General features: G+C 46.6%; 8 protein-coding genes. 1 reads left to right on the top strand and 7 read right to left on the bottom strand.

Going from position 1 to position 10,150, the window contains the following annotated elements; all coding sequences use genetic code 11:
• The coding region (locus ACEW8S_RS20335; RefSeq protein ID WP_373519937.1) for an NADP-dependent glyceraldehyde-3-phosphate dehydrogenase at positions 1-1,489 on the top strand (1,489 nt) is incomplete at its 5' end.
• On the opposite strand, the gene leuB is transcribed toward ACEW8S_RS20335, so the two are convergent.
• The 7 genes from leuB to ACEW8S_RS20300 form a co-directional block, all read right to left on the bottom strand.
• A complete protein-coding gene (gene leuB / locus ACEW8S_RS20330; RefSeq protein ID WP_373519936.1) occupies positions 1,486-2,541 on the bottom strand; it encodes a 3-isopropylmalate dehydrogenase in 1,056 nt (351 codons plus the stop codon). The genes ACEW8S_RS20335 and leuB overlap by 4 nt on opposite strands.
• Positions 2,542-2,735: 194 nt before the next feature.
• Positions 2,736-4,226, bottom strand: a complete 1,491-nt coding sequence (locus ACEW8S_RS20325; protein ID WP_373519935.1) for an alpha-isopropylmalate synthase regulatory domain-containing protein — start codon at positions 4,224-4,226, stop codon at positions 2,736-2,738.
• A gap of 22 nt (positions 4,227-4,248) precedes the next feature.
• Positions 4,249-4,845 carry a 3-isopropylmalate dehydratase small subunit gene (leuD, locus tag ACEW8S_RS20320; protein WP_373519938.1) on the bottom strand — a complete coding sequence of 199 codons (597 nt, stop codon included), beginning with the start codon at positions 4,843-4,845 and terminating at the stop codon, positions 4,249-4,251.
• Positions 4,846-4,859: 14 nt separating this feature from the next.
• Positions 4,860-6,281, bottom strand: a complete 1,422-nt coding sequence (gene leuC, locus ACEW8S_RS20315; protein WP_373519934.1) for a 3-isopropylmalate dehydratase large subunit — start codon at positions 6,279-6,281, stop codon at positions 4,860-4,862.
• A gap of 209 nt (positions 6,282-6,490) precedes the next feature.
• Positions 6,491-8,353 carry a hypothetical protein gene (locus ACEW8S_RS20310; protein WP_373519933.1) on the bottom strand — a complete coding sequence of 621 codons (1,863 nt, stop codon included), beginning with the start codon at positions 8,351-8,353 and terminating at the stop codon, positions 6,491-6,493.
• Between the two features lie 60 nt (positions 8,354-8,413).
• The gene (locus ACEW8S_RS20305) at positions 8,414-8,845 is read right to left on the bottom strand and encodes a GPW/gp25 family protein (protein WP_373519932.1); all 432 of its coding nucleotides are present in this window, start codon (positions 8,843-8,845) and stop codon (positions 8,414-8,416) included.
• Between the two features lie 189 nt (positions 8,846-9,034).
• The coding region (locus ACEW8S_RS20300) for an AAA family ATPase (protein WP_373519931.1) at positions 9,035-10,150 on the bottom strand (1,116 nt) is incomplete at its 5' end.

The following is a 10,150-nucleotide window of genomic DNA, read 5'->3' as shown; positions in this document are numbered from 1 at the left end:
TACCGTTAAGGTTTTTTCCACTATTTCATCGACCGACGAATACCAGGAGACCCTTTTGGGCAGTATTCCCGATATGGGCGAAACGGAGGCCTTGGAAGCATTGAATGGCGCTGTAAAGGCCTTTGACCGGGGCAAGGGCATATGGCCGACCATGCACGTGAAGGACCGTATCGAGTGTATGGAAAAATTTGTGGGCCAAATGGAAACCAAGCGCGAAGAGATCGTAAAGCTGCTGATGTGGGAAATCGGTAAATCGCTACCCGATTCCCAAAAGGAATTCGACCGTACCGTGGAGTATGTTAATGATACTATCGAAGAGTATAAGGACCTGGATCGGAATTCCGCCAAATTCCAAAAACACGATGGGGTCTATGCGCATATAAAAAGGGGGCCTTTAGGAGTGGTACTTTGTTTAGGACCTTATAACTATCCGTTGAACGAAACTTTTGCCTTATTGATTCCCGCCATCATTATGGGCAACACCACGATTTTTAAACCGGCGAAACATGGGGTCTTATTGATTACGCCTTTATTGGAAGCATTTCAGAACAGTTTTCCCAAAGGTGTGGTTAATGTCGTTTTCGGTCGCGGCAGGGTCTTGGCGACCCCGATCATGCAGAGCGGGAAGGTAGATGTACTGGCCCTGATCGGCAATAGTAAATCCGCTAATGCGATTCAAGAGCAGCATCCAAAGAGTAGTCGATTGCGTCTGGTCTTAGGATTGGAAGCCAAGAATCCCGCTATCATCCTTCCGGATGCCGATCTTGAATTGACCATTGCGGAATGCATTTCAGGCACATTGTCCTTCAACGGGCAACGCTGTACCGCTTTGAAAGTGATCTACGTGCATGAGGATATCAAGGAAAAATTCTTAAAACAATTTGCCAAACGTGTCGACGGACTGAAATTCGGGAATCCCTGGGAAGATGGCGTCAACCTCACACCGCTCCCCGAACCCGAAAAACCGGCCTATATTCAGGAACTGATCGATGATGCCGTTGAAAAGGGGGCAGAAGTGCTCAATGAAAAAGGCGGACAACATTTTGACAATTATATCTGGCCCGCCGTATTGTATCCGGTGACCAAAGATATGCGGGTGTACCAAGAAGAGCAGTTCGGACCGGTGATTCCCGTGCTTTCCTTTTCCGATATCGAGGAACCCTTAGACGATATGGCAGAAAGCAATTACGGCCAACAGGTAAGCCTTTTTGGGAAGGACGTATATGCGCTTTCCCCATTGATCGATACACTGGTCAACCTAGTTTGCCGCGTCAACCTGAACAGCTCGTGCCAGCGAGGCCCCGATGTATATCCGTTTACGGGAAGAAAAGATTCCGCACAGGCAACGCTGAGTGTTCACGATGCCCTGCGTTCATTCTCAATACGGACTTTTGTCGCCTTCAAGGACAACGATCTGAACAACGAAACGATTCAGCAGCTATTGGAAGCGAAACTTTCTAATTTTGTAAGTACGGATTATATACTTTAGATGTTTTTCGCCAGCCAGTCCCCGACTTCACTGGTCCGGTACGATTTCCCGTCCTCGGCCAGGTCTTCGGTGACGATACCTTCCGCAAGCGACTTGTTCACCACACGACGAATATCCTCGGCTTCCTGTTTTAGGTCAAAATCCTCAAAAAGCATGGCGGCGGAAAGTACGGTGGCCAACGGATTGGCAATATCTTTCCCGGCCGCCTGTGGATAAGAACCATGGATCGGCTCGTACAATTTTGCTTTTTCTCCTATGGATGAAGAGGGCATCAAGCCCATGGAGCCTGAAATAACGGAAGCTTCATCCGTCAAAATATCCCCGAAAAGATTTTCGGTAATGATGACGTCATAGCCTTTGGGCCATTGTACCAAACGCATGGCCGTGGCGTCGACGAATTCATAAGAAACTTCGACTTCGGGATAATCCTTTTCCATGGCCTGCACGGTTTCACGCCAAAGACGGGAAGATTCCAAAACGTTGGCCTTATCGACACAACACAATCTTTTGGATCGCGCCATCGCCATTTCAAATCCCTTTTTTGCTAAACGCTGTATTTCGGCACGGGTATAGGTCATGGTGTCAAAAGCAGTATTACCATCGTCTTTTCGACCACGCTCCCCAAAATAAATACCTCCGGTCAATTCGCGTAGGATTATCAAATCGGTGCCCTCGATACGTTCCCGTTTTAGTGGGGATTTATCAATGAGGGATGGAAATGTAAATGTGGGACGCACATTGGCGAACAATCCCAATTTCTGGCGCATCTTCAGCAATCCCTGTTCCGGACGTACTTTGGCGGATGGGTCATTGTCAAAGCGTGGATGGCCGATAGCGCCGAAAAGAACCGCATCGGCATTTGCACAAATTTCATGGGTCTCATCGGGATAAGGTTCGCCGACTTCATCGATGGCAGCGGCACCGGTCAAAGCGGGCTTCCACGTGATTTCGTGTTTGTACTTTTTGGCAATGGCATCACAGACCTTTAAAGCTTGGTCTATTACTTCGGGGCCGATGCCGTCACCGGCGAGTAGGGCAATGTTTAATTTCATTATCTAGTATTGGTATTATTTATATTTTGATGCTTTCAACTGATGTGTCTAAATCACTTATGGGTCTGATTCTGATCAATTACAACTCCTCCAAACAACTTAAAATATCCTAGACTTTTGGATTCAATAGTGTCACACTTACATTTTCCATATAAAATTTATTCCTGTGCATTTTTTAGAATTCTTGGATACTCTCAAATTATATTCAACATCTTCTCCGTCGCCTTGATCGCCGAAACGGTCTGGTCGGAATCGAGTCCTCTGGAAGTAAATTCCCTGCCGTCGGTTTCCCAGGTTATAGTAGTCTCGCAAAGGGCATCGGAATTACTTCCTGGGGGAATGCGCACTGCATAATCCACAAGATTGGGCAGTTTCTTTTTTCTGGCCTGATATATTTTCCGCAAGGCGTTCATAAAGGCGTCGTACTGGCCGTCACCGGATGCATTTTCCTCAAATATTTTCCCGTCGATTTCCAACGAAAGGGTAGTAGAGGGGCGAAGTCCCTTTGAATGGGTCAGCACATACGATTTTACGAAGACCTTTTGCAGGTAATCCGTATTCAGCACATCCGAAATAATATAAGGCAAATCATCTTTGGTGACCCGTTCTTTTTTATCGCCGAGCTCGATGATACGGGCGGTTACTTTTTTGAGTTCCTCATCGTTCAGGGTCAGGCCGAGTTCTTGCAGATTCTTTTGGATGTTGGCTTTCCCCGACATTTTACCCAATGCATATTTGCGTTTCCGGCCAAAGCGTTCGGGCATTAAATCACTAAAGTAAAGGTTATTTTTATTATCTCCATCCGCATGTATACCAGCGGTTTGAGTAAAAACACTATCTCCAACGATAGGTTTGTTCGATGGGATGCCGATACCGGAAAATGCGGATACCAATTTGCTTACTTTAAACAAAGCGGATTCGTTGACCCCGATTTCAACCTCGGGCAGAAAGTCGTTGATAACAGCAATGGCACTTGCCATTGGGGCATTGCCCGCCCGTTCGCCCATGCCGTTTACGGTCAAATGTAGCCCGTGGCAACCGGCCTTGACGGCTTCCATGACATTGGCCACGCCCAGATCATAATCGTTATGGCCGTGAAAGTCGAAATGGATATCGGGATAGCGTTCGATAATTTCGGAAAGAAACGTAAAGGTTTCCGTATGGGTCAGTATGCCCAAAGTATCCGGCAGCAAAATACGTTTTACGGGTTGGGTGGACAGGAAATCCAAAAACTGAAAGACATAGTCCTTGGAATTTCGCATACCGTTGCTCCAATCCTCCAAATAGATATTACTGTTGAAACCTTTCTTTTCTGCGGATGCGAAAACTTCGGCAATTCCATTGAAATGCTGCTCCGGTGTCTTCTTGAGTTGATATTTTAAATGGTTGAGAGAGCCCTTGGTCAAAAGGTTCTGGGTCTTTGCACCGGCTTGTTCCATCCATTTTAAGGACACACCGCCATCAACAAAAGTCAGGACTTCTATCTTATCCAAATACGTTTTGGATGCCGCCCATTCCGTAATCTGTTTTACGGCTTCCAGTTCTCCGTCGGATACCCGTGCGGAGGCCACCTCGATGCGGTCGACCTTCAGTTCGTCAAGCAAAAGCTTGACTAAGGTCAATTTCTCGGAAACGGAAAAGGACACTCCCGAGGTCTGCTCCCCATCCCGGAGCGTAGTATCCATTATTTCTATTCGTCTTTTCATCTCACAACGGCCTATCTCCCGCAAACTCCCGAATCTGTTCTTTGATGTTCAACAGATAGTCGATATCGTCAAAGCCATTGAGCATATTCGCTTTTTTGTAGGCGTTGATGTCAAAACTTTCTTGATCTCCAGTGGCGGCAATAGTGATGGTCTGCTCGGGAAGATTGACTTCGAAAAGCGCATTTGCGTCCGCCTCGATGGCCCGGAAAATCTTTTCAAGAAATTCGGGACTCACCTGTACCGGAAGTACTCCGATATTCAGGCAATTATTGCGAAAAATATCCGCAAAAAAGCTAGATACAACGCAACGGAATCCATAGTCATAAACTGCCCAGGCGGCATGCTCGCGCGAGGAACCGGAACCGAAATTCTTACCTCCGACCAAGATCCGGCCGCTATAAATAGGATTGTTCAGTACGAAATCTTTCTTTTCGGAATGGTCGTTATTATACCGCCAATCGCGAAAAAGATTGTCGCCGAAGCCCTTACGCTCTGTCGCTTTTAAAAAGCGTGCGGGTATGATTTGGTCCGTGTCCACATTTTCAATTGGAAGTGGTACTGCGGATGTCGTAAGTATGTTGAACTTATCGTAAGCCATCGATTTCATGTTTTTTATGCGTTCTCCAACTCTTTTTCCATCAGTTCTCGCGGATCGGTTACCTTTCCGGTAACCGCGGCGGCGGCGGCAACAAGCGGACTCGCCAAAAGCGTTCTTGATCCAGGCCCCTGTCTGCCCTCAAAGTTTCGGTTCGAGGTACTGACCGCGTACTTACCTGCAGGCACTTTGTCATCGTTCATGGCCAGGCAGGCGGAGCATCCGGGTTCTCGGAGTTCAAAGCCGGCTTCCTCTAGAATATCCAACAAACCTTCCTCTTTTATGGCTTTTTCCACCTTATGGGAACCGGGTACCAGCCATGCGGTCACATTGTCCGCTTTTTTCCTTCCTTTAACCAAAGACGTAAACAGCCTGAAATCTTCGATACGGCCGTTGGTACAGCTTCCGAGGAAAACAAAATCGATAGGTTTCCCCATCATGGAATCGCCTTCGTGGAAATTCATATATTTCAAGGACTTATGATACGTCGCGGCTCCACTATCCTTTGAATCCGCTAACGGAATACCATGGGAAATTCCGATACCCATCCCCGGGTTGGTACCATACGTGATCATCGGTTCGATATTCGCGGCGTCGAAGGTGATTTCCTTATCAAATTCCGCATCTTCATGGGTATAAAGCGTTTTCCAATAGTCCATTGCAGTATCCCAAGCGGCTCCGGTAGGAGTGAACTCCCTTCCTTTTACGTATTTAAATGTTTTTTCATCGGGAGCGATCATACCGCCACGGGCGCCCATTTCGATACTGAGGTTACAGACGGTCATACGGCCTTCCATGCTCATATCGCGGAAAACCTGTCCCGCATATTCCACAAAATACCCGGTAGCTCCCGAAGTGGACAATTGTGAAATGATGTACAAAGCGACATCCTTTGACGTCACCCCAAAATTCAGCTTGCCTTCTACATTGATACGCATGCTCTTGGGCTTGGTCTGCATAATACATTGCGTCGCAAGCACCATTTCGACTTCCGAAGTGCCGATTCCAAAGGCAATCGCCCCGAAAGCCCCGTGGGTAGAGGTGTGGGAATCGCCGCAAACGATAGTGGCCCCAGGTTGGGTAATACCGTATTCCGGACCTACAACGTGCACGATACCGTTCTTTTCGTGGCCAAGACCCCAGTAGGATATTCCGAATTCGTTGGAATTTTCCTCCAACATCCGCAACTGATTGGCCGAAAGTGGATCTTCGACGGGCAAGTGCTGGTTGATAGTAGGGGTATTATGATCGGCGGTGGCAAATGTTTTTTCGGGATACATGACCTCGATAGCCCGGTTTTTAATGCCCAAAAAGGCAACGGGACTGGTCACTTCATGTACCATATGGCGATCGATAAAGAGTACATCGGGACCATTTTCGATGTGTTGTACCACATGCGAATCCCATACTTTATCGAACAATGTTTTCTTGTCGTTCATAGTGTTTGATTCTAAGCCTGCAAATTTAACGAAATTGAGACTTTCAAGAAATTATCGGGGATGGAAATTACGATGTCCAAGTTAATGGCCGGAGATGACCAACGTGCCCGCCGCTCCGGTGCCCTTCCGCAGGTCGACGGAACCTTGGAAAACGAACCTCACTATTAATGGTTTCGTTAGATACGACGTCTGGTCACAAGTATTTTCGTTTATCGATAGAACACCCGAAACGGCAACACGTTTGCAGATCGTACCCGCATACCGATCAACAGTTCTTTTTTAAGATGTTCCCAATCTGCTTCGACATAATCGATTTCTGGGTTTTTGGTCAGGTATACGTCCGTAGTCGGCGTGTAGCCTACGCCGGAGTCCTGAGAGACCATGACCCCCTTTTCAATTTTTACCTTGGTGATACTGTTCCTAAAAATACTGAAGCAGTGCTGTACGATGTCCTGACGGGTAATGATCCTAGCTTTTGATAGTACATGTTCGCGGTAGGCGTAAATTTTTTCACTGGGTGAAGGCTCGTCCTGACCGCCCAAGGTTCCGGTAATCAAGGTGAGCGAATCGGGCTGAAAGGCGGTACCGACTTTAGCGTTCAACTTCACATACGGATTGATTTTATTGGCCTTCTCACCGGCGGTCGTCCAATATTCCGCATAGATGTTCTGGTCCCTGTTCTTTTGGATACTGTTGCGGTTAATGATCAAATAGGGAATCTTATGTTTGTTAAATCCATACTGTTCGATTTTTTGCTCGATTCGCGATACGATCTTTTTCAGGCTTTTCAGGTTTTCATCGATATAGGGGTCTCCCATGGCCGTAAAAGCGACACTATCTTCCTTTAAAAGGTCTAAAGTGTAGTTCAAAAGTTCTGAAGCATCGCGCTCGTCAAATCGTGAAACGCCCCCAAATCGCAGATAGGCATTTGGGTGTTCATGATCGTTATGACCCCGGTTCTGGATAAAATAGGTGTTGCCGGTATCGCCGGTAATTTCTTGGATGTCAAAGAAGAAGTCCTCATTCACTGCCAACGGTAGAATGTTAAAATAAGGCTGTAGGCGTTTGCTCAAATTCTGTGATTTTTTATTGAGCACCGGAAAACAGTTGATATGGCACCTCAGATTTTCGAGCATCGAAGTGGATACTACGGTGGAGAATTCAATTTTTATCCATAATAAGGGCTCGTCGAATTCCTTCAAATGTTTGTCCGAAATAAATTCCGTGAATGCTTCGGGATAATTTTTCAGGTTTTTCTTGACATCCAAGGAACTAGCAACGGTATAAAAATGATCTTCGTAAAATTCCTTTACATAGGTTTCATAAAATCGGATTTTACTTTGGATGGATTCGTTGATATAGCCGCTAAAGTCGTCCTTGATATCCAGCTTTTCGTTGTAGCCTTTTACGATATCCAAGGCTTCGCCGTTCAGCGACCAATGGGCGATTCCGATATAGTGGGCCAACAATTCTTTCTGCGCAAAATTAAGGAGGTCGAAATAGCAGAGCAGCTGATCGATGCTTTGAACACCCTCGCCCGGCCGGATGCCCAAATACATACCGTTGGCTTCCGGGTTGGCCTTAAAGTCCCCTTTGGCTAAAAAAGGAATGTTTCTATGGTTCTGATGCCGCAATAATTTATCGGGGTAGGCAATATATTGAAGTCCGCAATTGTTCATGGTGAAATCGCCAGCGGGACAGAAGGCGTAATCCTCAAAAGCATCCTTTCCATCGTCGGTAAAAATTGGTTTACGTTTTCGGTGGTAGAACTGGCTACGTGCGTTGATTTTTATGTGCGATTCCAAGGGAAGGGCATGCATCACCGCATGGGCCGGTTTTGCCGTCACCGAAATCTCCGGAGTCAACAAATCGACCAAGCGTTCCGTTATCTTCGTACGGCTGGTTTTTATGGTGTCGGAAATACGTTCGAACTCGTGCGCACAGGCATCGAAAAGAATGCCAACGATGGGGTCGAACGAAAATTCGATTTCCATCTCGTCAACGCTCCAGATCTCCGCTGCCCGTCGTATCAGTCTGTCTTTTATTTCGTCTTTGGTAAGGCTATCGTTCATGGTCGGTGATTTTGTGATTGGGCGTATTCGTTAAGTGGATCGGCGCATTAATGTCTAGTTTTACGTATAGGATAATGGCGCCAAATAATAATCACCGGTAAATCGGAAACGTTCATCCGTTTTGATGCTGCTGCCGGTAACGGTAATAAGCAGGTATTTTTTCAGACGTACTTTATTGGAATTTTCCGATAGGCTTTCCATCAGTTCCACGTTCAGGTCGATGTTGGTCAAACGTTTTTCGTATCGCTCAATTTGAGCCGTCAGGGAATATTTTATTTTTTCTTTGAGGACGTTGGCGTTTACGAGCAAATCGAAATCGGTTTCCCAGATTTCACTGCCGAATTCCTCATCAAAAGTATATTCCTCGAAATAGGTGGTGATGATGATGCTGATGAACTGCGAGATGGAATCGCGCACGGACAGCTTCTTCAGCTCTTTCTTGTCAAAGAAGCACTTAAAATTGAACGGGGCTTCGTAGTAGGGTTTTGCCATTTGGTTTAAAGTTCAAGCGCAAGCCTGTCTGCCGGTGGGGCAGGTTCAAGTGTCGAGCGCATTCTAAATTTTATGCTTAAAAAAGTTTGTGCGTTTATGGTTAATGAGTTTAAAAAAAGGATGCTTCGGCCATCGGCCATCGGCCATCGGTCATCGGTCATCGGTCGCCCGTCGCCCGTCATCCCAACTTTATGTTGTCGGCTTGTTTTTTAAAACCGTAAAAACTACCTCTTTATCCTTCAGGGCGACTTTTACTTTCTGCGGCGCTTTTATCTGTCCGGAAATAATCATTTTCGATAAAGGTCGTTTCAATTTATTGCGGATGACCGCTTTCAAGGGACGAACCCCGTAGGTGGACGAAAATCCGTTCAACGACAGATGATCTTTTGTTTTTTTGTCGATTTCCAAGGTGATTCCCAATTTTTCCGTCAGCGCCAGTAATTCTTTTTTAAGATGCAGGTCGAAAATGAAGGGGACATCTTTTTTCGAGATGGGGGCGAAGGGTACGATTTCGGTGATACGGCCTAAAAATTCCGGCCGGAAATAGTTGGCCATGATTTCCATAAGCTCGTCCGAAGCGGGCGTTTTTCCGCCCTCGATGGATTTGGCAATGAATTCGGATCCGATATTGGAGGTAAATAGGATGACGGCATTCGAAAAATCACCTTCCTTGCCCAAACGATCGCTGAGCTTGCCTTCGTCCAGTATCTGCAAAAAGACATCAAAAACGGACTGGTGCGCTTTTTCTATTTCGTCAAAAAGGACGATGGAATAGGGTTTCTGGCGGATTTTGTTCACCAAGACCCCACCTTCTTCATAACCGACATATCCCGGAGGTGCCCCGTATAGAAGTGCGGCGGAATGCTCTTCCTTAAATTCCGACATATCAAAACGGATGATGGCGGTTTCGTCATTAAATAGAAACTCGGCCAGCGATTTGGCCAGTTCGGTCTTTCCGGTTCCGGTAGGGCCTGAAAAGAAGAACGAACCGATGGGCTGTCCCGCTTTTGAGAGTCCCGATCGTGATTCGATGATGGCCTCGGCCACGGTCTGTACGGCATTGTCCTGTCCGATGACGCGTTTCTTGAGGGTATCTTCCATATCCATCAGCCGTTCGCGTTCTTGGGTCTGTACCTTGCCGACGGGGATACCGGTAATATTGGAGACCATTGCTGCCAAGTCCGCTCCATGGATATCGGTGCGGTCTTTTTTGGCATGGTCTTCAACGGAATTCAATAGATCTTTGACGTATTTATTTTTTTCGGAATATCCTGGAAGTCGAAAGGCATCCTCGGTGTCGAATTT

This window comes from Pricia sp. (assembly GCF_041745955.1).
In the GTDB taxonomy this organism is placed as follows: Bacteria; Bacteroidota; Bacteroidia; order Flavobacteriales; family Flavobacteriaceae; genus Pricia.
The sequence above is the reverse complement of the archived record's forward strand: the minus strand, read 5'-3'. Positions and strand labels throughout refer to the sequence as shown.

Excerpts from the sequence above, each read along its gene's own strand:
- ACEW8S_RS20305 (WP_373519932.1), bottom strand. The coding sequence starts at position 8,845 with ATGGCAAAACCCTACTACGAAGCCCCGTTCAATTTTAAGTGCTTCTTT.
- leuC (WP_373519934.1), bottom strand. The coding sequence starts at position 6,281 with ATGAACGACAAGAAAACATTGTTCGATAAAGTATGGGATTCGCATGTG.
- ACEW8S_RS20310 (WP_373519933.1), bottom strand. The coding sequence starts at position 8,353 with ATGAACGATAGCCTTACCAAAGACGAAATAAAAGACAGACTGATACGA.
- leuB (WP_373519936.1), bottom strand. The coding sequence starts at position 2,541 with ATGAAATTAAACATTGCCCTACTCGCCGGTGACGGCATCGGCCCCGAA.
- ACEW8S_RS20325 (WP_373519935.1), bottom strand. The coding sequence starts at position 4,226 with ATGGATACTACGCTCCGGGATGGGGAGCAGACCTCGGGAGTGTCCTTT.
- leuD (WP_373519938.1), bottom strand. The coding sequence starts at position 4,845 with ATGGCTTACGATAAGTTCAACATACTTACGACATCCGCAGTACCACTT.